Raw genomic sequence first — 23,783 nt, 5'->3', positions numbered from 1 at the left:
ACGCCCTTGTTCTGACGACGATCCCTGTTGCAGGCCCTGTTGCAGACCCTACCGCTGGTCCGTCTGCTGAAAACCAATCAGCTTCCCCATCGTCTCCAGATATCCGAGAAACGCCGCGCGACCTGTTTCCGTCAACGCAATATGCGTGACCGGTCGCCGCTCCTGGAACGACTTTGAAGGTTCGACGTAACCGGCACCTTCGAGTTTCCGGAGATGGGTCGAGAGATTCCCGTCCGTCACCCCCAGATGACCGCGCAACGTGGTGAAGTCCGTGATGCCGCTCGTGGAGAGAAACGCCATGATGCCCAGGCGGACCTTGCCATGAATGACGTCGTCGATGTCGTCCAGCACGAAATCAGCCACAATGCGCTCCGTGACCTCGCGAGCCGTCGCGCCGCGCTTCGCGCATCAACTGCCAACCTGGAAGCGCGGAAAGCAACAGGATCGCCAGTCCGTAGATCACGAAGAGAAAAGCGTGACGTTCAAATGGAACGATCAGGACCGCCATGGCAAAACCTCCGACGGCGACCGAATTCAGCCACATGATGCGCGACACACGCGCCGTCACAACCCATCCGGCCCCATAGAGCGCGAGAACGAGCGACGGGAAAAGCGCCCAGGCGTCAGCCGCTCCATAAAAATATTGCGATGCGAGCGCGGCCAGAAAACAGGCGAAAATCACCCAGCCGATGGCCGTCCAGACCATGCCGAGCGTGTCGTTGGCGCGCGACTGCGGCTGCGTTTTCGCCGCGCGATGAACCAGCGGGAAACCCGCTCCAAACACAATCAGGGACGCGATCCACATCCACAGGAGCGTGTTTCCACCCATACCGGCCGCAAACAGCGCGTAGCACAGCAGGCTCGTCCCGCCGAAAACGATACCGCCAAACACGAGATATGGCCCCGCGGATAATGGTACGCGCTGGCCAGCCTCGGCCATAGAACGCATGAACGCCAGATCGTCCTGAATCGAATCGTAAGCCATCGTGATCTCCCAAACACAAAATCAGCATATGAAAAGTACTCTTAAAAGAAAAGTATTTTGTTTGAATGAAATTAGGTTTCGCACGGGCTCGGTGTGTGGGCTCGAAAAAAAGGCGAACGGCACTGGCCGTCAGGGCCCTTCATCGAAAGTCCGTGTCCCGTCTCCTCAGTTTTTGGATCTTCCGGCGAACCATCCGGCGCTGTGGCGTTGAATCATACAAACCCTTCCATGGAGTCTCTCATGAGTGACAAGCCCCGCAATCCCGCCTCACCGGATGAGGACAAGCCTTTCGATCCCTATCCCGACAAGAGCCCCCAGCAGGATGAAGCGCCGGATAAACAGGACAAGCGCGAGGATAGATAGTTCGTATCCCCAAGGGGACTTCCACATCGCTTTATTTCGGACCTCAAACCCTGACTCCGGCAGGCAGGACGCGGCGCCCCTACGGGTTCCGTCTGTCGGGCGTCCCGATGGACCGCCCCGCTCTTGCATTTTCCCCGCTGAAGGAGCGCTATCGCATCCCTGATGCAGTCGGGAGGAGAACGGCATAGTATGAAACGGTTTCTCAACAGCCGCGAAACGCTCGTCACCGAAGCGCTCGACGGATTCCTGCGTTCTCCGGCTGGCGCTGGACTGTGCCGCCTTGACGGCTACCCGGACATCCGCGTCCTCCTCCGACGCGACTGGGACAGGAACTCAGGTCGCGTCGCCATTCTTTCGGGCGGCGGCTCCGGCCATGAGCCGGCGCATGCGGGATTTATCGGCAAGGGTATGCTGACGGGAGCGATCTGCGGATCGCTTTTCGCGTCTCCGGGGATCGATGCCATCCTTGCGGGCATCATCGCCGTGACCGGCGACGCCGGCTGTCTCCTCATCGTCAAGAACTACACGGGCGACCGCCTGAACTTCGGCCTCGCAGCCGAACAGGCGCGGGATATGGGGCTGAAGGTCGAGATGGTCGTCGTCGCCGACGATATCTCCCTCCCCGACCACCGCGAGGCTCGCGGCGTCGCGGGCACGGTTCTGGTGCACAAGATCGCGGGCCACTTCGCGGAAGAAGGGCAATCTCTGGAAAAAGTGGCCGCCTTCGCCAGACAGACCGCCGCCAAAATCCGGTCGATCGGTCTCTCGCTGAGCGATTGCTATACCTACGATGACCGTTTCGAGACCCGCCTCGACGATCATGAGGCCGAACTTGGCCTGGGCATCCATGGCGAACCTGGCGCGAAACGTATCGCGATGGCTCCGGCGGATGGACTGGTCGAACTCGCGGCTTCCGCGCTGGAGGCCACGTTACCGAAAGACGACGCCCGTTATGCCCTGCTGTTCAACAATCTCGGTTCGACCTCGATCCTTGAGATGGCCGTGCTGGTGGAAGCCTTTTCGAAAACCACCCTGTCCTCACGCATCGAGTTCATCGCCGGTCCATCGCACTTTCTGACCGCGCTCGACATGTACGGTTTTTCGCTGTCGCTCATTCCTCTCGATTCGCATGTCGAGGAAGCGCTGCGCGCGCCTGTCGATCCGAAAGCCTGGACCGGGATCGCGGCATGGCGGGCGCCAGCGCTCATCGCGACGCCCTCCATGCCCGAAATCTTCTCGGAGACGCCGTCGGCGAATGCACGTCTCAGAAAGGTTGTGGAACGGGGGGCCGCGACGCTGCTCGAAAACGAGGAAGCGCTGAACGCCCTGGATGCAAGGATCGGCGATGGCGATGCCGGCTCGACATTCGCGGAAACCGCCAGGGTGATCCGGGATTCGATCGATCGCCTGCCCCTTTCCGACCCGAAAGCCCTGATGCAGACCGTGGGACGCCTTCTCTCCCGTCACGCGGGCGGATCGAGCGGTGTTTTGTTGTCCATTTTCTTCGCGGCGGCCAGCCGAAGCGAGCAGGATCGCTGGCAGGCGGCGCTGCTCGAAGGGGTAGAGGCGATGCAGGCATACGCTGGCGCGCGCGAAGGCGACCGGACCATGCTCGATGCCCTGATTCCAGCCGTCAGAGCGCTCGATGACGACGAGGCATGGGACACGGTCGTGCGCGCGGCCCGTGACGGTGCTGACAGGACGGCCGGCATGCGGAAGGCTGGCGCGGGACGTGCGTCCTATGTGTCAGCCGATCATCTGGAGAATGTCCCCGATCCCGGCGCGGAAGCGATCGCCCGCCTGTTCGAAGCCATGAAACCCGAAGCGTAAGACGTCTTGACGGTTGGCCGGATGTGACGTCACCCCACCGGAGGTGGCGCATTCACCGCCTGGCGCCGTCGGCGCGTCCGCCCTACTGATTAAGGTATTCGAGCGAACGCAGGACCTGCCTCAGATGGGCGCGCAGGCGGCGCTTGGCCCTGGAGACGTCGCGGTCGGCCAGGGCGGCGACGATGTCGGAGTGATCGAGGATCAGGTCGTGGATGTGTTTGCGCCGGTCCAGGCTCTCGATGCGGATACGGTCGAGATGGGGCTTGGAGGCGGCGATCGTCGTCCAGACATCGGGCAGACCGGCGATGATCGACATGTGACCGTGAAAAGCCTCGTCAAGGTCATGGAAACCCTCGAAATCATTGCACTCGGCGGCCACCTTCTGGGCGGCGATGTTTTCGAGCAGCGTGGCATGGCCCGCGCGATTCCAGCAGTCGGTCACGCGGCGGACGAGGCCGCATTCCAGCCTTTCGCGAATGAACTGCGCGGCCATGACGCGGCTCAGCGTGATCGGTGCCACGAGCGTTCCCGATTGCGGCTTGACGATGACCAGGCCATCAGCGGCCAGCCGCAGCAGGGCCTCGCGCAGAGGCGTGCGGCTGACGGCGAACTGCTCGCAGATCTCGCGCTCGACGATCTTGGCGTTGGGCGGCAGGCGGCCGAATACGATCTCGCGCTTGAGACGCGCATAGACGCGCTCGGACAGAAGCTCGGCGCTTCCTTCCCTGCGGCTGATCTCCGAAACCGGTTCTTCCGCGACGACGTCCATGCCAGCCCTCCTCCACCCGCCCATTGTCTTCGTTTTAGGCTGGCGGGCAAGAGCGAAGACGTCAGGAAGACGCGCGGAGAGGCTCCGTCACAGGCTCAGGGCGGCGGCAGGGTCGCGGCGCAGGCGGTCGATCTCTGACGCAAGGGCGGACTGAAACGCATCTCCGCCGAAAACGGGAGCCTCGAACAGGCCGCTCCGGCTGACCAGCGCGCCGACCTGCTGGCGGGTCTCGCCATGCATCAGGCCGCGCAGCGCCTCGGCGCGCGGGTCCTGCAGGATGATCGGCCGGGCGGCCCCGGGACCGTCGGTCAGGCAGACGAGCCAGGCCGCCAGCGCGCGCAGCAGAACGGGCGAGGCCATGCCGCCCGCGAGCCGCTCGCCCAGCGGGGCGATGATGCGCGGCGGCACTTTCTGCGAGCCGTCGGCAGCGATCTGGATCAGCTTGTGATGCAGCGCCGTGTTGGCGAAACGGGCGAGCGTGGCCGCGCGGTAGGCCGCCACATCCAGCCCTTCGGTGGCGCGGAGGGTGGTTTGATTTTCGTCCCACAAGTCCTCGACGATCCGGCGGCCCGGCCCGGTTGCGATCACCTCATGCACGAAGGTGAAGCCCGCGAGCAGCCCGCAGAAGGCCATGGTGGAATGGGCGGCATTCAGCATCCGCAGCTTGGTCAGTTCCCAGGCCGTCACGTCCCGCGTGAGGGTGACGCCAAAGCGCGCGAAATCCGGCACGTCGGCGGTCAGAACGGATTCGATCACCCACTGACGGAAGGATTCGGTCTTGACCATCGCGGTATCCGTCACCCCCGTCTGATCGGCGAACGTCGCGATGTCATCCTGCGTCGTGGCGGGGACGATGCGGTCCACCATCGTCGAGGGAAAGGCGATCTGTGCGGCGATCCAGTCATGAAGGGCGGAATCGACTTCCCGTGCCATCGTCAGGACGGCTTCGCGCAGGCGGGCGCCGTTGGCGGGCAGGTTGTCGCAGGAGATGACGTTGAGGCCGGTTGCGACCGTCGCCTTGCGACGGGCCAGCGCGGCTACGAGCAGACCGGGGATGGTCTCGGGGGTCTGGGGACTGGCGATGTCGTGGCGGATGCCGGGATCGTCGGGATCGAGGCTGCCGCCACCGGGGCGCAGACGATAGCCCTTCTCGGTGATGGTGAGGGTGACGATATGCGTCTCGGGGGCGGCGATCGCAGCGATAACCGGCGCGGCCCCATCGGCGAGCACCATGACGCCGCGACTGGCGCCGATGACGCGCGGGGCGATGGCATCCCCGTCGCGCGCGACGACGGTATAGAGCCCGTCCTGCGCGGCGAGGTTCCGGCCCGGCTCCGCCGAACGGTTGGAGACGCCAAGGATGCCCCAGCGCGGATCGCCCGCCGCCAGCGCGTCGTCGAAGAAGGTGGCCTGATGGGCGCGGTGAAACGCCCCCAGCCCGAGATGCACGACGCCGGTCTTCACCTGGGCGCGGTCGTATCGCGGGGTTTCGAAGGTGGCGGGCAGCGTGCCGAGCGTGGCGGCGGAGAGACGTGTCATAGCTGGTAGGCCTTCTTGACCAGCCCGTAGGTCAGGTCGTGAGCGATCTCTTCAGCCTCATCCTCGTCGATCCGATGTTCGGCGACGAGGCGGGCGAGATAGGCGGCATCCGCCCGGCGGGCGACGTCATGGCGGGCGGGAATGGAGAGGAAGGCCCGCGTGTCGTCATTGAAGCCGACGGTGTTGTAGAAACCCGCTGTTTCCGTGGCGGCGGCGCGAAAGCGCGACATGCCGTCGGGACTGTCGAGGAACCACCAGGGCGGACCGAGGCGCAGAGCGGGATAATGACCCGCGAGAGGGGCCAGTTCGCGGCTGAAGGTGGTCTCGTCGAGCGTGAAGAGGATCAGTGTCAGGCGCGGGTCGTTGCCCCACTGGTCGAGCAGCGGCTTGAGCGCATGGACGAAATCGACCGCGACCGGGATATCCGCCCCCTTGTCCGCCCCGAAACGGGCGAAGAGCGAGGGGTTATGATTGCGGAAGACACCCGTGTGAAGCTGCATGACCATGCCGTCTTCGGCCGAAAGCCCGGCCATTTCCGTCAGCATGTGGCCACGGAAGAGGCGGGCATCCTCCGGCGTGACGGTGCCGGTGGTGACGCGCCTGTAGAGCGCTTCGACCGCCTCGGCGGGCAGCGAGGTCGTGAACGGATCGGGGTGACCATGGTCGGTCGAGGTCGCGCCCATCGTGCGGAAGAAGGCGCGGCGGGCGCGGTGGGCGCGCATGTAACCCGCGAACGTGGTGACGTCCTGGCCGGTCACGGCGCCGAAGGCGCGGATGGCCTCCTGGAAACCGGGGCTTTCCGGGTTGGTGACGTTGTCGGGGCGGTAGGCGGTAAGGATGCGACCGCCCCAGCCGCTCCGGCGGATGCTGGCGTGGTGTTCGAGCGTATCGAGAGGTCCTTCCGTCGTCGTCAGCACCTCGATGTTGAATTGCTCGAAAAGGGCGCGCGGGCGGAACTCCGGCGTTTTCAGCCGGCTGTCGATCACGTCGTAATAGTGGTCGGCCGTTGCGGCATCCAGGCGGCTGCGCAGGCCGAAGACGTGATAAAAGACCCAGTCGAGCCACAACCGGCTCGGAGTACCGCGGAAGAGATGATAATGCGCGGCGAAAATTTGCCAGACCGCGCGCGGATCGGCGGTGGAGCGTCCGCCTGCGGGCGGGATGCCCAGCGATTCCAGCGGCACGCCCGCGCTCATCAGCATGCGGAACACATAGTGATCGGGGATGATCAGAAGTTCGGCGGGGTTTTCGAAAGCCTCGTTCCCGGCGAACCAGGCCGGGTCCGTATGCCCGTGGGGACTGATGATCGGCAGACTGGCGATCCTGTCATGGAGCCGCCTTGCGATGCTGCGTGTCGCTTCATCGGGCGGAAAGAGCCGGTCGGGGTGCAGTGTCAGGGTGGGCATGGCGCGAATTCCATATTCATCGGGATTCATCGGGAGTTGGGAGGCGGGTTCGGAGTTTTCGGCGGCTAGGGCGCCGTCCCCGGGGTTTCGCGTCGTCGGAGACGATTGTCGCGCGCTTCCAGCGGTGTCAGCAGGCCGAGGAAGGCGAGCTCCCGGTCCATCTCCCGGGCGAGCAGACGCAGGGCATGTCCGATTCCCGCCTCCCCGCCTGCTGCCGCGGCGAAGAAGAACGGGCGGCCGATGAACACACCGTCCGCCCCCAGGGCGATCGCCTTGAGCGCGTCGCCCGCACGCCGCACGCCGCCATCGAGCAGGATCGTCAGATCCGGGCAGGCGGCGCGAATTTCGGGCAGGGCGTCAAGCGGCGCGATCATGCAGTCCGACAGTCGGCCGCCATGGCTGGAGACGATCACGGCATCGACCCCGTCCTGGGCGGCCTGTCGGGCATCTTCGGGCGAGAGGATGCCCTTGAGCACGAGCCTGCCTTTCCACTGCGCGCGGATATGGCGGATATCTTCCCAGGTGAACCGGTCCGCGCCGCCGATCTGGCCGATGTCGCGCGTGAAGACATGGGGGCCGCGTGTGGCGGCGATATTGGCGATATGCGGCACCCCTCTCCTGAAAAAGGTCCGCAGGGCGGTGCCGACGAACCAGCGGGGCGAAAGGACGATATCCATCAGGATGCGGGGGGCGAAGCGGAAGGGCATCGCGTAGCCCGCGCGGGTCTCGGGCTCGCGGAAGGCGGCCACCGGCACATCCGCTGTGATCACGAGGGTTCCGAATCCGGCCCGCGCCAAGCGGGCGAGCACGCCGTCGATCGTCGAGCGGTCGGCCGGGAAATAGGCCGCGAACCAGGCATGCGGGTTGACGGCGATCACCTCTTCCAGCGGGGTGATGGAATTGGCGCTCAACTGATAGGGCACGCCAGCCTCGAAGGCGGCGCGCGCCATGGCGATATCGCCGTCATAGGCCAGCACCGCGCTGGCGCCGAGGGCGGAAATCCCGATGGGCATGGCATAATCGCGTCCCAGGATGCGCGCACGGGACGAACGGTCGTGCGTGCCGCGCAGGACACGCGGCACGAAGCACCAGCGCGCAAACGCCTCGCGGGCGGCGGCAAGGGAGAGACCGTCGCCCGCCCCTCCGGATACATAGGCCGCGAACGCTCTGGGAAGACGCCGCCTTGCCAGGGCGGCGAAGTCTTCGAGGTTGAGGATGCTCCCGGCGCTTCGCAGGCGTCTCTTGGTCATGGTGGTCCTTGAATGTGTTCGCGTGAATGGACGAAATCGGGCCCGAGGAAGGTGCTTGCGGCGCCTTCAGAGCGACAGGGTCAGACCGGATGTGATGAGAAACGCGTCATGCAGCTTGGGAGTTGGCGCGGGATTATGCACGTAGCTCAGCGAGTTGGTGAAATAGAGCCCGCGCATGACATGCAACGCGTAGGAAGCGGTCGTCGTATTGGAACTGTGCGCGGCCGTGGCACCACGGGCGATGCGGTAGGCATAGGCGAAGTTGCTGAGCTTGTTGAACGTGAAGCCGAGGGAAGCCGAATCCTTGGCGCGGCGCGCAAACGGGCCGACGAAGTAGATCGTGCCGCTGATATCGCGCGCGAACACGTTGCGATCCGGGGGAGCCGCATCGGCCTTGAAGTTCATGAACATGCCGCGTGAGGGAATTTTGCGGTCGAACTGCATGATCTGGTAGTCGGCCGCCGCGTAAAAGGCCTGATTGCCGCGCGTATATTTATTCTGGCTGTAGTTGAAGTAGCTGGTGTTGTTGTAGATCGCGCCGCCACGCAGCCACATCATATGGTGATCGACGGAGGGGCGGATGCGATAGCCCACCTCGTCGATGAACAGCGCACCCGTGTTGGGCACGTGCCATTCCAGTCCCATGCCAGCCTGCACGTCCCCACGCGCGCCGAGCGGACTTACGCTCCGGGCCACGCCGAAGTGATCGTAGAAGCGCATGGATTTGGAGAAGAAGCGCACATCGAAGCTCGGCGTGGCAAAGAAGTTCGACATGCCGACCTCGACGGGGATGACGCTGCTCGGGCCAAGTGCGGAGGCGGCCGTGCTGGTACCGTAATTCGTGCCGTAGAACTGGTTGGAGAACTCCGTATAGCCATACTGGATGGCGATACGCGGCGTGAAAAACGGCTGAACGATCGAGAACTGGGACATGCCGAAGGCGTTCGGGCCGCGGCCAGGATAGTTGTTGCGCCACAGATAGCCGGTCATCGTGAACTGCGCGTCCTTCCAGAAAGGCAGGTGCGTGCGGTTGAGGTCAAAGGTCAGCGTGAAGCCCGGCGCGGAATTGTAGGTGAGGTTCTGGCCGACATAGTGCGGCGTATGCGCGTCATGGCCCAGCATGTCGTAGGTCAGGCTTCCAGCCAGCACGCCCGTGATCAGCACGCCATGATCGACCAGAATCTGGCGCAGGCCGCCCCACTCCGGCGCGATGTCGTCACAGGTGGTGATGGCTGGCACTTCCGAGCCCCGCGTGCGGTAGCGGTCGAAATAATGGCAGCCCGTGGTCGCGCCGTCATCGCTGCCGATCTGCATCGGATTCACGAGGCTGGAGGTCGCGGAAAGAACCGGCCTCGTAATCGTGGGCGGCATATTGCTGGTCAGCGTCGATTGCGCATGCACCGTGCCGGGGAAGGCGGTCGTCAGGGACAGCGCGATACCAGCGGCCGACCAACGCTTCGCGAAATAGGGTATTTTAATATACCTGAAAGCCGAAAACTCCGCCTTATCGTATTTCAGTTTTACTCTGAGGCTCAGTGAGAAAGTCATATCGGTTATCCCAGTGGGCGAAATTTCTCTGCTGGATTCGCCGGAATATCGGCTTCGTTCGCCCGAAGAGGCATTCATAGCGAGAGAAAAATCGTTTGCGAGACAGAAGATGACTTTTGGGTGATAAATAACATATATGTGAATGGATATATCACATAAGAATGCTATCTCCTGCCCAACAGGCGCTGAGCGAGCGTGAGGATTCTTATAAAGTCACTATTATCTGGGATATTTATTGTCATAGCGCGCCAAGCCCTCCTCTGGATCGCTGCCTGACATTAATATACCAAATTGACTTCCATCCTCGCGAAGCCATCGCAAGGCGCACCACTCCGGGCCTGGGAAGCACAGGACCCTCTCCCGGGTTTCGGCCAGAAGGATATGGGTAAGCATGACGGTGCGTGGTTTGCGATGGTACATCGTCGCGTTGATCAGTTGTGGGACGATTCTCAACTATCTCGCCCGGAACTCCCTCGGCGTGCTCGCACCCACGCTGAAGACGACGCTTCACATCACGACGCAGCAATACAGCTACATCGTCGGTGCGTTCCAGGGCGCCTATACGTTGATGCAGCCGGTCTGCGGCGGGCTGGTGGACTACATCGGGCTGCGGTTAGGATTCGCATTGTTCGCCGTCGGCTGGTCGGTCTCCAACATGCTGCATGCCGTGGCGGCAAGCTGGATGGCGCTGGCGGTGTTCCGCGCCATGCTGGGCGCGACGGAGGCGGCCGCCATCCCTGCTGGCATGAAGGCGATCGCGTCGTGGTTCCCACGCCGGGAACGCTCGATCGCGACGGGGTATTTCAACGCCGGAACCTCCTTCGGCGCCCTGCTCGCCCCGCCGCTCGTCGGGTTTGTCTCGCTCTATCTTTCATGGCGGGCGGCCTTCATCGTCACCGGCGGGCTCGGTCTGATCTGGGCGGCGGCCTGGGTCTGGCTCTATCGCAGCCCCTCGCAGCACCCCGCGATCACGACGGCCGAGCGCGACATGATCGCGGCCGACCGCAACCTGCGCCAGACCGAGGCTCCGGCGTCGCGGATGCGGCCTGGCGTCATCCTGCGCTCGCCTCGCTTCTGGACGCTCGCGGTGCCGCGCTTTCTGGCGGAACCGGCCTGGCAGACGTTCAGTTTCTGGATCCCGCTCTATCTGTCTACCGAGCGCGGCTTCGATATCAAATCCATCGCGCTGTTCGCGTGGCTGCCGTTCCTCGCCGCCGATCTCGGGGGGATTCTCGGCGGCTATCTCTCGCCGTTCTTCATGCGTGCGTTCGGGCTCAGTCTCGTTTCGTCGCGCGTGCTGGGCATTTTCCTCGGGGCCATCTGCATGATCGCTCCGGGTTCAGTGATGTTCGCCCATGGCCACGTCGCCGTGATCGCCCTGTTCTCGATCGGCGGCTTCGCCCATCAGATCATCTCGGTGCTCATCAACACCCTGACCGCCGATCTCTTCCCCGACGAGCAGGTCGGCCTGGCCAATGGCCTGGTCGGACAGGCCGGGTGGCTGGGCGGTCTCATCTTCTCGCTAGCCATCGGACAACTGGCCGAAACGGTCGGGTATGGCCCGCTCTTTGTCTGCCTGTCGCTTTTTGACCTCATCGGTGCCGTGTACCTGTTTCTCATGGTCCGACACTACGGAATTGCCTCCTCCGCAAAGGATAGCTGATGCGTAACGCCACCCTTTCCGCCCCGCCCGTCTTCTCGCTGTCCGGTCAGGGCACGGGATGGGTCGCGCTGACCTCCGATACGGGCGCGCTTGCGAAGGTCTTCGTGCTTGAGGACGATGTCGTGCGCCTGCTCGTGATGCCGAGCGGCGCGACCGCGCTGCCGCCGAGCTGGGCGATCGCACCCGGCGTCGAGGACGTGGCCGAGCCGGGCCGCGACCGGCACGCAACCAACGGATTTTCCCTCCCCGCTTTCGCGCTCGATCGCACGGAGGACACGATCATCATCCAGACGGCGCGGCTGCGCCTGACGGTGACTCTGCGCGGGCTGCGATGCTGCTGGGCGCAGAAGATCGGCGAGGACTGGGTGGAAATGTTCTCCGACCGCGCCTCGCAGGCCTATAATTTCGGCTGGTGGGACGCCCGGGCCTATCATTATATCGCGCGGGCCGATGGCGAGAGCTATTACGGCCTGGGCGAACGCGCCGGCGCGCTGGATCTCGCGGGGCGGCGCCACCGCCTGCGCATGATGGACCCGATGGGGTACGACGCCGAGCACACGGATGCGCTCTACAAGTCGATCCCCTTCATTCTCGCGGCCGATCAGGCGCGGCACTGCTTTGGCATGTTCTACGACACGATGGCGGATGCGAGCGTCGATCTCGGCTGCGAGATCGACAATTATCACGGCAATTACCGCTATTTCGTCAGCGAGGATGCGCGCGACATCGACCTGTACGTGATCGCGGGGCCGGATGCGCTCGCGGTCGTCAAGCGTTTCACCTGGCTCACGGGACGGCCCGCGCTGATGCCCGCCTGGTCGCTTGGCTATTCCGGCTCGACGATGACCTATACCGATGCGCCGGACGCCTACGACCAGATGATGACCTTCGTCGAGAAGCTGCGACGTTACGACATCGGATGCAGCTCGTTTCATCTCTCCTCGGGCTACACCTCGATCGGCGACAAGCGCTACGTGTTCAACTGGAACCGTGACAAGTTCCCCGATCCCGCCGCGTTCATCACCGCCTACCGCGATGCGGGCATCGAACTGGTGCCCAACATCAAGCCGGCCCTCCTGCGCTCGCATCCGCGCTACGACGAAGTCGCCGCGGGGGGGTGCTTCGTCAATGACGCGCAGGGCAACCCCGTCGAGGCCCAGTTCTGGGACGAGGTGGGCAGCTTCATCGATTTCACGAACCCGAAGGCCGCGGTCTGGTGGCGGGAGGGGCTGACGGCGAACCTGCTCGATTACGGCATTCTTTCGACGTGGAACGACAACAACGAATACGGCCTGTGGGATCCGCGCGCGCGGTTCGATTATTTCGGCCAGCCGGGGCCTGCGGCCTATGCTCTTTCCCTCCAGCCGCTGCTGATGATGCGGGCCTCGCGCGCCGCCCAGATGGCCCGCTGGCCGGACAAGCGACCCTATGTCGTCACACGCTCCGGCATGGCCGGGATGCAGCGCTACGCACAGACCTGGAGCGGGGACAATTACACCGCCTGGAAAACCATCCGCTACAACGCCAGGATGGGCCTGAGCCTGGCGCTTTCGGGCGTCTCCAACACGGGTCACGACATCGGCGGCTTTTATGGACCGTCGCCGGGGCCGGAGCTTCTCGTGCGCTGGGTGCAGGCGGGAATCACGTTGCCGCGCTTCAGCATCCATAGCTGGAACGCGGCGGGCGCCGTCAGCGAACCCTGGATGCATCCCGAGGTCCTGCCCGAGATCACCCGCCTGATGGCCCTGCGCCAGCGTCTCGAACCGTTCCTGTTCGACCTCGCCGTCGCCTCGCATCAACATTACGAACCGATGCTGCGTCCGGTCTGGACGATGTTCCCCCGCCAGCCCGAAGCATGGCAGGAGCAGGATACCTACATGCTCGGACCGGATGTTCTGGTGGCCATCATTGCCGAACCGGGGCAGGAGGAAGTTGAGGTCAATCTCCCCGGAGATGGGACCTGGACGCATCTTTTCACCGGGCAGGCCTATGCTGCCGGTCGCGCGCGCGTGAAATGCACCCTTGCGGACCCGCCCGTGATGCTGGTGCGCAGCGGTGCCGTGGTGGCGCTGGCGGCGGGGAAGACGGGCTTCGGCGTCACACCCGAAACCACGCGCCTCATGATCTGCCCGCCCGTCGGGAACGGTACCGTCCCCTGGGTGCATTATGACGAACGTGCGCGCCCCGTCGAGGACGGGCCTGCCTGCCAGGGCACGGTCACGGCGGATGGGAACACCCTGCGGATCGGGATCGAAATGATTGATGGCGGGGCGGAACTGCCGCAGGTGGCGATCCCGCCGGGCGAAACCCGATCCGTCACCGTCAACGACGTACCCACGGCGACCGTTTCGGCCGATGGCTGGCTGACCCTACGTCTCGAATCAGCCACCTGACGGTTCCGGCCTCGCATCCCTGCTTTTCACGATCTGACGAAAGACACATCCCATGCCTCACGACGGCGCGCCTGACATTCTCGGTCCTGAAGTTCTGGTCATTGAATCGCTTCCCGCCGCGGCGCAGGCGGAACTGGAGGGACGCCACGTCACGCACCGCTTCACCTCGATCGAGGCGCTGCACCCCGTCGCCGAAGGAATCCGCGCGGTCGTCACGGGCGGCGGCACGGGGCTCGACCCCGCCATCATGGCGGCCCTTCCCGGCCTGCGGCTGATCGCCGTCAACGGCGTGGGAACGGACCGGATCGATCTCAGGGAGGCCGAGCGGCGCGGCATCGCCGTCAGCACCACGCGCGGGCTGCTGGATGCTGATGTGGCCGATCTCGCCATGGGATTGATGTTGGATGTGATGCGCGGGATTTCGGCCAATGACCGCTTCGTGCGCGCCGGGAAATGGCTGAAGGGCGCCCCGCCGCTGGGCGACACCATCACGGGCAGGAAGCTCGGCATCGTGGGGCTGGGGGCGATCGGCGAGGCCATCGCGCGACGCGGCGCGGCCTTCGGAATGCAGATCGCCTATCATACCCGTCGCGAGAAGCCGGATAGTTCGTACACCTATCACAGCGATATCGTGACCCTCGCGCGCTGGTGCGACGTGCTGGTGCTCGCCCTGCCCGGCGGGGCGGCCACGAACGGGCTGGTGAACCGGACGGTGATCGACGCGATCGGGCCGCAGGGCTATCTGGTCAATGTCGCGCGTGGGAGCGTGGTGGACGAGCCGGAACTGGTGGACGCACTGGAGAACGGGCGTCTGGCCGGCGCGGGGCTGGATGTTTTCGCCCATGAACCCCAGGTGCCCGAGGCGCTGCTCGGGTTGGAGAACGTCGTTCTACAGGCCCATCGCGGCTCGGCGACGAAAGAGGTCCGCGCGGCGATGGCGGCGCATGTCCTCACCGCGCTGGACGGTCTCGCGGGGACGTAACACCCCGAAACGGCGACATTTTTCGGAGGTCGGGCCGCCACCAACAGACTGCCCGGCACATGAAGAGATGACTGATTCCGGTGCCCATCCGATCCCTGATGCGGCCATAAGGAGGCGTGCCAGAAAGCAGGAAATTAAAGCGTTGCGCGCTATTGGCTGGGGGACCTGGATTCGAACCAGGGCTGACCGGGTCAGAGCCGGTAGTTCTACCGCTAAACTATCCCCCAACCGGGATTGGGCGGAGACATGCTCCGTCGCGGTGGCAGCGTGTTATCATCGCCCCCGTGGGCATGCAAGAGGCATCCCCCAAAAAAGCCGCCACCCCGGATTTTCCGTTTTGTCATAAATCTCTTGCGATTGACCTGCGCTCTCGCCACATTGGATCAGGGTGTCCCTGGCGGACATTCGGGAGCCCCGCCAACAGAGATGAAGAACAGTTACGACAATATGCCGGACAAGACGCGGGAATCGCCCGCGCACAACGCCGCCCAGCCGCGAAAAAACCGCGGCTTGGGCGACGGCTCCGCATATTTTGCCGCACTGGATCTGGGCACGAACAACTGTCGTCTGATGATTGGCGAACGTGGCTCCGTGGGTGTTCGCGTCGTTGACAGCTTCAACCGCTCCGTGCGCCTGGGAGAAGGCCTTCAGAGTTCCGGCGCCCTCAGCGAGGAAGCGATGGTCCGGGCGATCAACGCCCTGCATGTCTGTGCCGCACGCATTCGTCACTGGCCCGTCCAGGCCATCCGGGGTGTGGCGACCGAAGCGTGCAGAAGGGCCGTCAACGGAAAAGAATTTCTCAGCCGCGTGCATCGCGAAACCGGCATTATCCTCGATCTGATATCGCCGCGCGAGGAAGCCGAACTGGCGATGGAAAGCTGCGGAGTGTTGCTCCACGCCAACAACCACCGCCGCAGCCGCGGACTCCTTTTCGATATTGGGGGCGGCTCCACGGAAATCGCCTGGCTGCGCCTGGACCCGACCCGACGGGCGCAGGATCTGTCCGGCACGGTCAGCATTCCATGCGGTGTCATTACCATAGCGGAAAGTTTTCGCCCGCCCGCGCCCGGAGCGGATGCCGCCGAGCATGAGCATTATTATGAGAGCATGGTGCGCCATGTGATCGCCCAGCTTTCCGGCTTCGAGGACGTCCATCAGATCCGGCGCGAAATTCAGCGACGCAATGTTGCGATGCTCGGCACGAGCGGCACGATCACGACGCTGGCGGGCGTGGCCCTCGGGCTGCCGCGCTACAACCGTCAGGCCGTTGACGGCGTGACGCTGACCGACACGGCGGCGCTTGAAGCGATCGATATCCTTCGGGATCTGGAAGCCGCCGAAGAGCCTCCCCATCCCTGCATCGGGATCGATCGAAGCACTTATGTTCTTCCCGGCTGTGCGATTTTCGAAGCCATCCATCGTCTATGGCCCGTCGATAACATCATCGTCGCGGACCGTGGTCTGCGGGACGGACTTCTGGCCCGCATGGCCCGGGACGGCGATGCCATGCGCCGGTCGCGCCCCCGCCCATCACGCGATGGCTATCCTTCGGCACGAATCGTAGCGCATTGATGCGCGCTCCTGTAATCGAACGCCCATGAGCAAGAGCAAAAAACCCGGCAGTGGCGACGGCGAACGCCGGATCCCCGGTCGCGCCCTGAAAAGCGCCGCCAAACCCGGCGCCGAAAATACCGTCGAGGATGCGGCTGCCGTCGCCAACACCCGGCAGAAAACCGTCATGTTGCGCACGGCCCGGGGACGGACCACCGCGCAGCAACGCTGGCTGAACCGCCAGCTCAACGATCCCTATGTCGCAGCGGCGCGCAAGGCTGGGTGGCGTTCCCGCGCGGCCTTCAAGCTGATCGAGATCGACGACCGGTTCCATCTGATCAAGCCCGGCATGCGCATCATCGACCTTGGCGCCGCACCGGGTGGATGGTCGCAGGTCGCGGTGAAGCGCGGTGCGACGCATGTGGCTGGCGTCGATCTTCTGCCGGTCGAACCCGTCGCGGGCGCCGAGCTGGTCGAGGGCGATTTCACGGATCCCGAAATGCCCGATCGGCTGAAGCTGCTTCTGGGCGGCCCGGCCGATCTCGTCCTGTCGGATATGGCGCCGAACACGACAGGGCATGCTCCGACGGATCACCTGCGGATCATGGGGCTGGCCGAGGGCGCGCTGGATTTCGCGTTGCAGGTTCTCGCCGAGGGGGGCGGGTTCGTGGCGAAAGTGTTCCAGGGCGGCTCGGAACAGCAGATGCTCGATTCCATGAAAAAAGCATTCACGAGCGTTCGACACGTCAAGCCTCCGGCCTCACGCAAGGAATCGAGCGAGCTTTACGTGGTCGCCACCGGCTTTCGACTGGCAAAACCGGGAGGCTGAGGGGCCCTCCCCAGCCTCTCCAAATATGTCTTCCGTAGGCCCGTCGGCTCAGGCATCGACGTCCCCTCAGGCATCGACGTCCCAGAGCCACGCGGCGCCACGCACGCCCGAACTGTCCCCGTGACGATTGCGCACAATCGGCGTCGTGCAATGCGGCGTCACGACGTGGCGATCCAGAAGAGGCGGCACGCGTTCGTAAATCGTGTCGATATTGGAAACACCGCCGCCCAGGACGATCACGTCCGGATCGAGCATATTGATGGCGAGCGCACAGGCCCGTGCGAAGCGTTCGACGTAACGGTCGAGCGCGGCCTGGGCCGCGACATCTCCGCCACGCGCTGCTTCCTCGATACCCGCGGTGCTGTGCGAACCCTTGCCGCGCCAGTCTTCGCCCAGAGCGGGGCCGCACAGAAAGCGTTCCAGACACCCCTCATTGCCGCAGAAGCATTTCGGCATCGGAAATTCTTCGACCTTCACCCACGGCAGGGGCACATGACCCCACTCGCCCGCGATATGGTGCCGTCCCGGGACCAGCGCGCCGTCGCAAACGATGCCCGCCCCCATTCCCGTGCCGATGATAACGCCGAAGACCGTGCGCGCACCCGCGCCAGCACCGTCCGCCGCCTCGGAAAGCGCGAAACAATTGGCATCGTTTTCCACGCGGACCACACGCTGCAAGGCCGCATCAAGATCCACGCCGAACGGCTTGCTGTTAAGCCATGTGGAGTTGGCGTTCTTGATCAGGCCGGTATCCGGAGAAATCGACCCGGGAATGCCGATCCCGAGCGTGGTGGTTTTCTGCCCGGCCTGGGCATGATGATGCGGAACGGCACCCAGACGGGCTTCCACGCTGGCCACCAGATCCCTCACGGTGCCGATGGACTGCTCGTAGATGCGAGGATTCGGCACCCGCTCGCGAATCACGAGCTGTCCGTCACGGTCGAGAACGGCAATTTCGATTTTCGTTCCACCGAAATCGATGCCCAAACGGTAGTCAGCCATACGTTACCCTATTCAAGATTTAGAGCGCTGTTGCACGTCAGTCCGTCAGCACCAGCCTTTCGACCACGGCATGATGCGACAGACGCGCCCGACGGAAAACAGTTCTTTCCTTCACCTTAACGCGCGCGACGTAACCAGAGACAGGGCACGGAACAGGCAGATGACGCGCCTGCGCGCCTCTTGGCCGTCACAACGTTGCGACGCATACTCGGATCATGAACATGAATCCAACCGAAATGCTTCTGGATGTACGCGGGTTGTCTTGCCCTCTTCCGGTTCTGAAAGCCAATCGTATCCTGCGCGATCTTGCTCCGGGACAGAAACTGCGGGTGCTGGCGACGGACCGTGCGAGCGTCTCGGATTTTCAATCCTATTGCCGCGAGACCGGTCATGCGCTTGTCGCGTTCAGCGAGGAAGGCCAGACTCTCGCCTTCGTCATCCGACGCAAGGCGTGACCCGAAGTCCGCACGTGGCCATGATTATGCCGAATTATGCCTCTCTGCTGCCAGCCGGGCTTGGAGAAAGCGCCGACTGGGGCTATCCCTCCGCACAACTTTGCCGATGGCAGTACTGGACCGCATGACGGGGACCGTAACGACATGATGATGACAGCGCGCTGATATGAGCGACGATCTCTCGAACCTTTCCTTCGAGGACGCCCTGGCCGAACTCGAAAAGATCGTGCGTGGACTGGAGAGCGGGCAGTTGAAGCTTGAGGACGCGATCGCCTCCTACGAGCGTGGCGCGGCCCTGCGGCGCTACTGCGAAGACAAGCTCGGCCAGGCCGAGATGCGCGTGCGCGCCATTGTCGCCCGCGATGACGGCAGCATCGGCTCGGTCGAACTGCCTGAATTGAAAGAGACCACTACGGGAGCTCCCGAATGAGCGATACGCCGACGGATCACGAAATCGCCACCCCCGCCGAACTGGCCGGCTCTCTTGGTGCGGCCGCGCAGGCCATCGAAACGACGATCGACGCGCTGCTCCCGCCCGTTCCGGGCGACGAATCCGTGCTGATCGAAGCCATGCGCTACGCGACGCTGGGCGGCGGCAAGCGGATGCGCGGCTATCTCGTCACCGAAATCGGCGCTCTGTTCGGCGCCCGGCGCGAAAGCGCGCTGCGCGTGGCGGCGTCGGTGGAGATGCTGCACGCCTACAGTCTCGTTCATGACGATCTCCCGGCCATGGATGACGATGATCTGCGTCGCGGACGCCCCTCCACGCACCGCCAGTTCGACGAAGCGATGGCCATTCTTGCAGGCGACGCTCTCCAGACCAGCGCCTTTGAAATCCTCGCCGACGAGGCGACCGACGCCGATCCCTCCATCCGGATCCGGCTCGTCGCGGCTCTGGCCCAAGCTTCGGGCGCGGCTGGCATGGTCGGCGGTCAGGTCATCGACATCCGTGGCGAAGGCAGGGCCCTCCCGCTGAACCAGGTGCGTCGCCTCCATGCGCTCAAGACGGGCGCCCTGATCCGCTATTCCGCCGAGGCGGGTGCGATTCTCGGCCATGCGAACAGCGCGGAACGCGACGCGATCGTCGACTACGGCCGTGATCTCGGCACGGCCTTCCAGGTCGCCGATGACGTGCTGGATGCGACCGCCAGCGCCGAGGAACTCGGCAAGACGGCCGGCAAAGACGAGGCCTCCGGCAAATCAACCTACGTATCCCTGCTTGGGATTGACAGCGCCCGCGAAGAGGCGCGCAAACTGTCCGAACGTGCGATCGACGCTCTGGCGCCCTTCGGGGCCCGCGCCGCATCCTTAAGGGCGCTGGCGCAGTATGTTGTCGAGCGCAGGAACTGAGACGATGAGCAAAAACACCCCGAACGACACTCCCATTCCGACGCTGGGCCGCTTTCCGATCCTCGATCGCGTACGCTCGCCGGACGATCTGCGCAATCTTTCGACAGACCAGCTCAAGCAGCTCGCCGAGGAACTTCGGGCCGAAACGGTCGACGCGGTTTCCACAACGGGCGGCCATCTCGGCGCGTCGCTGGGCGTCGTCGAGCTGACGGTCGCCATGCACGCGGTGTTCAATACGCCGGATGACCGGATTATCTGGGATGTCGGCCATCAGGCCTATCCCCACAAGATCCTGACGGGTCGACGGGACCGTATCCGCACCCTGCGTCAGCCGGGCGGCCTGTCTGGCTTCACGCGTCGTTCGGAAAGCGAATACGATCCGTTCGGCGCGGCCCATTCCTCGACGTCGATTTCCGCGGGCCTCGGCATGGCCGTGGCCCATCACCTGCGCGCCGAAAAAGATCCGGGCTACAGGGAGCGCAACGTCATCGCCGTGATCGGCGACGGATCGATCTCGGCGGGCATGGCCTATGAGGCCATGAACAACGCGGGCGCGCTGGGCGAGAGCGCCGAGCGCCTCATCGTCATTCTCAACGACAACGAAATGTCGATCGCGCCGCCGGTCGGCGCGATGTCGAACTACCTCACGCGTCTGATGTCGTCGCAGAAATTCCTCAGCCTGCGCGACCTCGCGGGCAAGGTGGTCAAGCGTCTGCCGCCGCGCATCGAGCGCACCGCCAAGCGCGCCGAGGAACTGACGCGCGGCATGATCACGGGCGGCACGCTGTTCGAGGAACTCGGCTTCTATTACGTCGGCCCGGTCGACGGCCACGACATGAGCCAGCTCGTGCCGATCCTGCGCAACCTTCGCGATGCCGACGATCAGGGCCCGATCCTGCTGCACGTCATCACGGAGAAAGGCCGAGGCTACAAGCCCGCCGAAAGCGCGGGCGACAAATACCATGCCGTTTCGCGTTTCAACGTCGTCACGGGCGAACAGAACAAGGCGCCCGCGGGACCGCCGAGCTTCACGTCGGTGTTTGCGCGCGAACTGCTGCGCAATGCGGACGCCGATGATCGCATCGTGGCCGTCACGGCCGCCATGCCGTCCGGCACAGGGCTGGAGAAGTTCGCCAAGGCCCATCCGGACCGCTTCTTCGATGTCGGCATTGCCGAGCAGCACGCCGTAACCTTCGCGGCGGGCATGGCCACCGAGGGCATGCGGCCTTTCTGCGCCATCTATTCGACGTTTCTGCAACGCGCTTACGATCAGGTCATGCATGACGTGGCGCTGCAGAACCTGCCGGTGCGCTTCGCCATCGACCGTGCCGGTCTGGTCGGCGCCGATGGTGCGACGCATGCCGGGTCGTTCGATCTGAGCTATCTCGGCTGCCTGCCGAACATGGTCATCATGGCGCCGTCGGACGAAGTCGAACTGACGCATATGACGGCGACGGCCTGCGCCTATGACGATGGCCCGATCGCTTTCCGTTACCCGCGTGGGTCGGGCGTCGGTCTGGATCTTCCCGAGAAGGGCGAGATCCTGCCGATCGGCAAGGGACGCATCGTGCGCCAGAGCAACACCAATCCGACGCTCAAGAGCGGCATAGCGATCCTTTCGCTCGGCACCCGCCTGGGCGAATCGCTGAAAGCCGCTGATCTGCTGGCCGCGCAGGGCTACGCCGTCACCGTCGCGGATGCGCGTTTCGCCAAACCGATCGACCGGGAACTGGTCGATCAGCTTGCACGACAGCACGAGGTCTTCATCACGATCGAAGAAGGCGCCGTTGGCGGTTTCGCCGCGCAAGTCATGCAGCATCTTGCGGATAGCGGCCTGATCGATCAGGTGAAGTTCCGCCCGATGACCCTGCCGGACTCCTATATCGATCACAACCTGCCGAACGTGCAGTACGATCAGGCCGGTCTCAACGCCGCTCATATCGTTGAAAAGGCGGCGTCGGCTCTGGGTGTCGAGATGTCGGCGCAGCAGACGGCCTGATGGCCAAAAAGCGGGCTGACCAGCTTCTCGTCGAGCGCGGTCTCGTCGAGACGCGCGCCCGCGCGCAGGCGCTGATTCTGGCCGGCCTCGCCTATAGTGGCGACAAACGCGTCGCCAAGGCCGGTGACACTCTTGCCGAAGATGCTCCGCTTGTCCTCAAGGGCCAGGACCATCCCTGGGTATCGCGGGGCGGCCTGAAACTCGATCATGCCATCAAGCATTTCGCTCTGGATGCGGCGGGGCGCGTCTGTATCGACGTCGGCGCATCCACCGGCGGCTTCACCGACGTTCTGCTGACGAACGGAGCGGCGAAAGTCTACGCCATCGATGTCGGTCATGGTCAGCTCGCGTGGAAACTGCGCTCGAACGAGCGGGTGGTCGTGCTCGAAAAAACGAATGCGCGCGCGCTCGATACCACGCATGTTCCGGAGAGCGTCGATGCGGTTGTTTGCGATGCCAGCTTCATCGGCCTGAAAACCGTACTGCCCGCGGCTCTCTCCATGTGTAAACCCGGCGCCTGGGCGGTAGCCCTGATCAAGCCGCAATTTCAGGCCGGACGCTCGGAAATCGGCTCCAAGGGCGTTGTGCGCGACCCCGCTGTCCATCAGCGCGTATGCGACGACATCCGGGACTGGTGGAGCGCCCTGCCCGGCTGGGAGGTCCTGGGGATCGAGCCCAGCCCGATCACCGGCCCCGAGGGCAACCGCGAGTTCCTGATCGCGGCCCGGCTCGGAGACTGAAACCCGCTTCTGGTTTCCCCGCCGCTACTGGAACGGCAGGTAGCGGAAGTCGAAGAAGATCTGGCTCATATCCGTGTGCGGGTCTTCGCCCTGCCCGCTCCACGTATCGCGATGCGAATAGGCCAACTGGGCGCCGCCTTCGACGGTGCCGAATTTTCCTTTGAAGAAACGCCACCACGCACCGACGCTGACCTCGGAAACACCGCGTGTATTGGCCGTGCAGGTCAGGCTTGAAAGTTCCTGCATGCAACCGGCGTTGGAATAGAGAGGATTTCCATAACCGTACGAGCCGCCATTCATGTTGAACGACGATTTTCCCACGCGCTGGGTGCCGAAATAACCGTACACATCGATCCGCGGCGTGGGGTGGGCGATAATACCGGCCGTGGCCTGGACACCAAACAGCGGCGCGGGAGCGCCCTTGGCATTGAGCGTGGCGTCCGGCAGCAGGACGGAGCCGTAGCGATTGACGCCCCAGCCCGCCAGACCCGCCAGCCGGACCTCCAGATAATGTGGCAGAACGGGCAGGATCAAGGAGCCGCCGCCGCCGCCGCCAATGGCGGTGTTGTTGTGACCGACATGATCGACCGTCACGCGATCATGGGGGAAATGCACGATCCCCTCGACTTCGTAATGACCCCAACGCGGATCGTAGGCGAGCTTGGCGATGACGTCCGGCGCGATCTCGTTGGAAAAAAGCGCATTATTCGTAAGCCCCGTGCCGTTCTCTCCCACCGTCGCAATACCGCCATTCGGCAGGGTCACTCTGCCGCCGCTGCTCATGAAGCCCGTGGTATCGTAAAGCGTCTGGGGATTTTCCACAGACAGACCCGCCCAGAGGCGGTGGTTCAGGAAGTCCTTGACCGCCCGCACCTGCCATTGTCTGGCCCAGGTCTGTCCGGCCAGCATCGAGGCTTCGATCGTCTCCGGCAGGCTTTCCTGGCGGGGCACGATGCCCGTGCGACCCGGCGTCAGCATGCTCCACGCCTGCCCGGCCAGAAAATGCCAGTGATCGCGGTTGTCATCGAACGCGGCGTAATACCAATTTGTTTTTGCTATGACCCATGAGCCCAGTCGCGCAATCCGAGAGACATAATGCGCCATGGCTGGTCGGTGAGCTGGTTCCACG

Annotated in this window: 20 protein-coding genes, 1 tRNA gene and 1 pseudogene; 12 read left to right on the top strand and 10 right to left on the bottom strand. The window is 64.0% G+C overall.

The window, feature by feature from the left end; genetic code table 11:
• Positions 1 to 48: 48 nt before the first annotated feature.
• Positions 49 to 363, bottom strand: a complete 315-nt coding sequence (locus PWM43_RS03420; protein ID WP_289841187.1) for a winged helix-turn-helix domain-containing protein — start codon at positions 361 to 363, stop codon at positions 49 to 51.
• Positions 356 to 985 carry a hypothetical protein gene (locus PWM43_RS03415; protein ID WP_289841186.1) on the bottom strand — a complete coding sequence of 210 codons (630 nt, stop codon included), beginning with the start codon at positions 983 to 985 and terminating at the stop codon, positions 356 to 358. The genes PWM43_RS03420 and PWM43_RS03415 overlap by 8 nt, the downstream gene beginning before the upstream one ends.
• A 240-nt stretch (positions 986 to 1,225) precedes the next feature.
• Here PWM43_RS03415 and PWM43_RS03410 point away from each other — a divergent pair, with 240 nt between their 5' ends.
• Both PWM43_RS03410 and PWM43_RS03405 read left to right on the top strand, forming a co-directional pair.
• On the top strand, positions 1,226 to 1,348 hold the full coding sequence (locus PWM43_RS03410) for a hypothetical protein (protein WP_289841185.1): 123 nt from the start codon (positions 1,226 to 1,228) through the stop codon (positions 1,346 to 1,348).
• A gap of 189 nt (positions 1,349 to 1,537) precedes the next feature.
• On the top strand, positions 1,538 to 3,178 hold the full coding sequence (locus tag PWM43_RS03405; RefSeq protein ID WP_289841184.1) for a dihydroxyacetone kinase subunit DhaK: 1,641 nt from the start codon (positions 1,538 to 1,540) through the stop codon (positions 3,176 to 3,178).
• A gap of 82 nt (positions 3,179 to 3,260) precedes the next feature.
• Here PWM43_RS03405 and PWM43_RS03400 read toward each other — a convergent pair whose 3' ends face one another.
• The 5 genes from PWM43_RS03400 to PWM43_RS03380 form a co-directional block, all read right to left on the bottom strand.
• The gene (locus PWM43_RS03400) at positions 3,261 to 3,947 is read right to left on the bottom strand and encodes a GntR family transcriptional regulator (protein ID WP_289841183.1); all 687 of its coding nucleotides are present in this window, start codon (positions 3,945 to 3,947) and stop codon (positions 3,261 to 3,263) included.
• Positions 3,948 to 4,034: 87 nt separating this feature from the next.
• Positions 4,035 to 5,486 (bottom strand): mannitol dehydrogenase family protein, encoded by a 1,452-nt coding sequence (locus tag PWM43_RS03395; RefSeq protein ID WP_289841182.1) that lies wholly within the window; start codon positions 5,484 to 5,486, stop codon positions 4,035 to 4,037.
• Entirely contained in the window at positions 5,483 to 6,892 is a 1,410-nt protein-coding gene (gene uxaC, locus PWM43_RS03390) for a glucuronate isomerase (protein WP_289841181.1), read from the bottom strand. The genes PWM43_RS03395 and uxaC overlap by 4 nt, the downstream gene beginning before the upstream one ends.
• A gap of 65 nt (positions 6,893 to 6,957) precedes the next feature.
• Positions 6,958 to 8,142 (bottom strand): alpha-hydroxy acid oxidase, encoded by a 1,185-nt coding sequence (locus PWM43_RS03385; RefSeq protein ID WP_289841180.1) that lies wholly within the window; start codon positions 8,140 to 8,142, stop codon positions 6,958 to 6,960.
• A gap of 66 nt (positions 8,143 to 8,208) precedes the next feature.
• On the bottom strand, positions 8,209 to 9,690 hold the full coding sequence (locus tag PWM43_RS03380; RefSeq protein WP_289841179.1) for a carbohydrate porin: 1,482 nt from the start codon (positions 9,688 to 9,690) through the stop codon (positions 8,209 to 8,211).
• Between the two features lie 391 nt (positions 9,691 to 10,081).
• Between PWM43_RS03380 and PWM43_RS03375 the strand changes: the two genes are divergently transcribed.
• Genes PWM43_RS03375 through PWM43_RS03365 form a run of 3 tightly spaced genes read left to right on the top strand, consistent with a single transcriptional unit; the run spans position 10,082 to position 14,728 of the window.
• On the top strand, positions 10,082 to 11,353 hold the full coding sequence (locus PWM43_RS03375; RefSeq protein ID WP_289841178.1) for an MFS transporter: 1,272 nt from the start codon (positions 10,082 to 10,084) through the stop codon (positions 11,351 to 11,353).
• Positions 11,353 to 13,746 (top strand): TIM-barrel domain-containing protein, encoded by a 2,394-nt coding sequence (locus PWM43_RS03370; protein ID WP_289841177.1) that lies wholly within the window; start codon positions 11,353 to 11,355, stop codon positions 13,744 to 13,746. The genes PWM43_RS03375 and PWM43_RS03370 overlap by 1 nt, the downstream gene beginning before the upstream one ends.
• Before the next feature lie 52 nt (positions 13,747 to 13,798).
• A complete protein-coding gene (locus tag PWM43_RS03365) occupies positions 13,799 to 14,728 on the top strand; it encodes a 2-hydroxyacid dehydrogenase (protein WP_289841176.1) in 930 nt (309 codons plus the stop codon).
• A 153-nt stretch (positions 14,729 to 14,881) separates the two neighbouring features.
• Here PWM43_RS03365 and PWM43_RS03360 read toward each other — a convergent pair.
• Positions 14,882 to 14,955 (bottom strand) — tRNA-Gln (locus tag PWM43_RS03360).
• Positions 14,956 to 15,154: 199 nt separating this feature from the next.
• Between PWM43_RS03360 and PWM43_RS03355 the strand changes: the two genes are divergently transcribed.
• The gene (locus tag PWM43_RS03355; RefSeq protein ID WP_289841175.1) at positions 15,155 to 16,300 is read left to right on the top strand and encodes a Ppx/GppA phosphatase family protein; all 1,146 of its coding nucleotides are present in this window, start codon (positions 15,155 to 15,157) and stop codon (positions 16,298 to 16,300) included.
• Between the two features lie 25 nt (positions 16,301 to 16,325).
• Positions 16,326 to 17,108, top strand: coding sequence for an RlmE family RNA methyltransferase (locus PWM43_RS03350; protein ID WP_289841174.1), 783 nt, complete (start codon positions 16,326 to 16,328; stop codon positions 17,106 to 17,108).
• 66 nt (positions 17,109 to 17,174) lie between these two features.
• On the opposite strand, the gene PWM43_RS03345 is transcribed toward PWM43_RS03350, so the two are convergent.
• Entirely contained in the window at positions 17,175 to 18,110 is a 936-nt protein-coding gene (locus PWM43_RS03345; RefSeq protein WP_289841173.1) for an ROK family protein, read from the bottom strand.
• Positions 18,111 to 18,325: 215 nt separating this feature from the next.
• On the opposite strand from PWM43_RS03345, the gene PWM43_RS03340 reads away from it, so the two are divergent.
• The 5 genes from PWM43_RS03340 (at position 18,326) to PWM43_RS03320 (ending at position 22,654) form a co-directional block, all read left to right on the top strand.
• Positions 18,326 to 18,565: a sulfurtransferase TusA family protein gene (locus tag PWM43_RS03340; RefSeq protein WP_289841172.1), complete on the top strand. Its 240-nt coding sequence runs from the start codon at positions 18,326 to 18,328 to the stop codon at positions 18,563 to 18,565.
• Between the two features lie 166 nt (positions 18,566 to 18,731).
• Complete coding sequence (locus PWM43_RS03335; protein ID WP_289841171.1) at positions 18,732 to 18,995, top strand: exodeoxyribonuclease VII small subunit; 264 nt, start codon at positions 18,732 to 18,734, stop codon at positions 18,993 to 18,995.
• The gene (locus PWM43_RS03330; protein ID WP_289841170.1) at positions 18,992 to 19,915 is read left to right on the top strand and encodes a polyprenyl synthetase family protein; all 924 of its coding nucleotides are present in this window, start codon (positions 18,992 to 18,994) and stop codon (positions 19,913 to 19,915) included. Before PWM43_RS03335 ends, PWM43_RS03330 begins: the two co-directional genes overlap by 4 nt.
• Positions 19,916 to 19,919: 4 nt before the next feature.
• Positions 19,920 to 21,914 (top strand): 1-deoxy-D-xylulose-5-phosphate synthase, encoded by a 1,995-nt coding sequence (gene dxs, locus PWM43_RS03325; protein ID WP_289841169.1) that lies wholly within the window; start codon positions 19,920 to 19,922, stop codon positions 21,912 to 21,914.
• Entirely contained in the window at positions 21,914 to 22,654 is a 741-nt protein-coding gene (locus tag PWM43_RS03320) for a TlyA family RNA methyltransferase (RefSeq protein WP_289841168.1), read from the top strand. Before dxs ends, PWM43_RS03320 begins: the two co-directional genes overlap by 1 nt.
• 24 nt (positions 22,655 to 22,678) lie before the next feature.
• On the opposite strand, the pseudogene PWM43_RS03315 reads toward PWM43_RS03320, so the two are convergent.
• A pseudogene (locus tag PWM43_RS03315) lies at positions 22,679 to 23,692 on the bottom strand (hypothetical protein); the annotation flags it as partial.
• Positions 23,693 to 23,783 lie beyond the last annotated feature (91 nt).

It is taken from the genome of Brytella acorum (assembly GCF_029309905.1).
GTDB lineage: Bacteria > Pseudomonadota > Alphaproteobacteria > Acetobacterales > Acetobacteraceae > Brytella > Brytella acorum.
Note: the sequence above shows the minus strand (reverse complement) of the source record. Positions and strands in the feature narration are given on the sequence as shown.

Bases quoted from the DNA above. Each gene is read 5' to 3' on its own strand.
- PWM43_RS03320 (WP_289841168.1), top strand. From the start codon at position 21,914: ATGGCCAAAAAGCGGGCTGACCAGCTTCTCGTCGAGCGCGGTCTCGTC.
- PWM43_RS03370 (WP_289841177.1), top strand. From the start codon at position 11,353: ATGCGTAACGCCACCCTTTCCGCCCCGCCCGTCTTCTCGCTGTCCGGT.
- PWM43_RS03410 (WP_289841185.1), top strand. From the start codon at position 1,226: ATGAGTGACAAGCCCCGCAATCCCGCCTCACCGGATGAGGACAAGCCT.
- PWM43_RS03400 (WP_289841183.1), bottom strand. From the start codon at position 3,947: ATGGACGTCGTCGCGGAAGAACCGGTTTCGGAGATCAGCCGCAGGGAA.
- PWM43_RS03380 (WP_289841179.1), bottom strand. From the start codon at position 9,690: ATGACTTTCTCACTGAGCCTCAGAGTAAAACTGAAATACGATAAGGCG.
- PWM43_RS03405 (WP_289841184.1), top strand. From the start codon at position 1,538: ATGAAACGGTTTCTCAACAGCCGCGAAACGCTCGTCACCGAAGCGCTC.
- PWM43_RS03335 (WP_289841171.1), top strand. From the start codon at position 18,732: ATGAGCGACGATCTCTCGAACCTTTCCTTCGAGGACGCCCTGGCCGAA.
- PWM43_RS03365 (WP_289841176.1), top strand. From the start codon at position 13,799: ATGCCTCACGACGGCGCGCCTGACATTCTCGGTCCTGAAGTTCTGGTC.
- dxs (WP_289841169.1), top strand. From the start codon at position 19,920: ATGAGCAAAAACACCCCGAACGACACTCCCATTCCGACGCTGGGCCGC.
- PWM43_RS03385 (WP_289841180.1), bottom strand. From the start codon at position 8,142: ATGACCAAGAGACGCCTGCGAAGCGCCGGGAGCATCCTCAACCTCGAA.
- PWM43_RS03330 (WP_289841170.1), top strand. From the start codon at position 18,992: ATGAGCGATACGCCGACGGATCACGAAATCGCCACCCCCGCCGAACTG.
- PWM43_RS03355 (WP_289841175.1), top strand. From the start codon at position 15,155: ATGAAGAACAGTTACGACAATATGCCGGACAAGACGCGGGAATCGCCC.
- PWM43_RS03340 (WP_289841172.1), top strand. From the start codon at position 18,326: ATGAACATGAATCCAACCGAAATGCTTCTGGATGTACGCGGGTTGTCT.
- PWM43_RS03345 (WP_289841173.1), bottom strand. From the start codon at position 18,110: ATGGCTGACTACCGTTTGGGCATCGATTTCGGTGGAACGAAAATCGAA.
- PWM43_RS03395 (WP_289841182.1), bottom strand. From the start codon at position 5,486: ATGACACGTCTCTCCGCCGCCACGCTCGGCACGCTGCCCGCCACCTTC.
- PWM43_RS03415 (WP_289841186.1), bottom strand. From the start codon at position 985: ATGGCTTACGATTCGATTCAGGACGATCTGGCGTTCATGCGTTCTATG.
- PWM43_RS03375 (WP_289841178.1), top strand. From the start codon at position 10,082: ATGACGGTGCGTGGTTTGCGATGGTACATCGTCGCGTTGATCAGTTGT.
- uxaC (WP_289841181.1), bottom strand. From the start codon at position 6,892: ATGCCCACCCTGACACTGCACCCCGACCGGCTCTTTCCGCCCGATGAA.
- PWM43_RS03350 (WP_289841174.1), top strand. From the start codon at position 16,326: ATGAGCAAGAGCAAAAAACCCGGCAGTGGCGACGGCGAACGCCGGATC.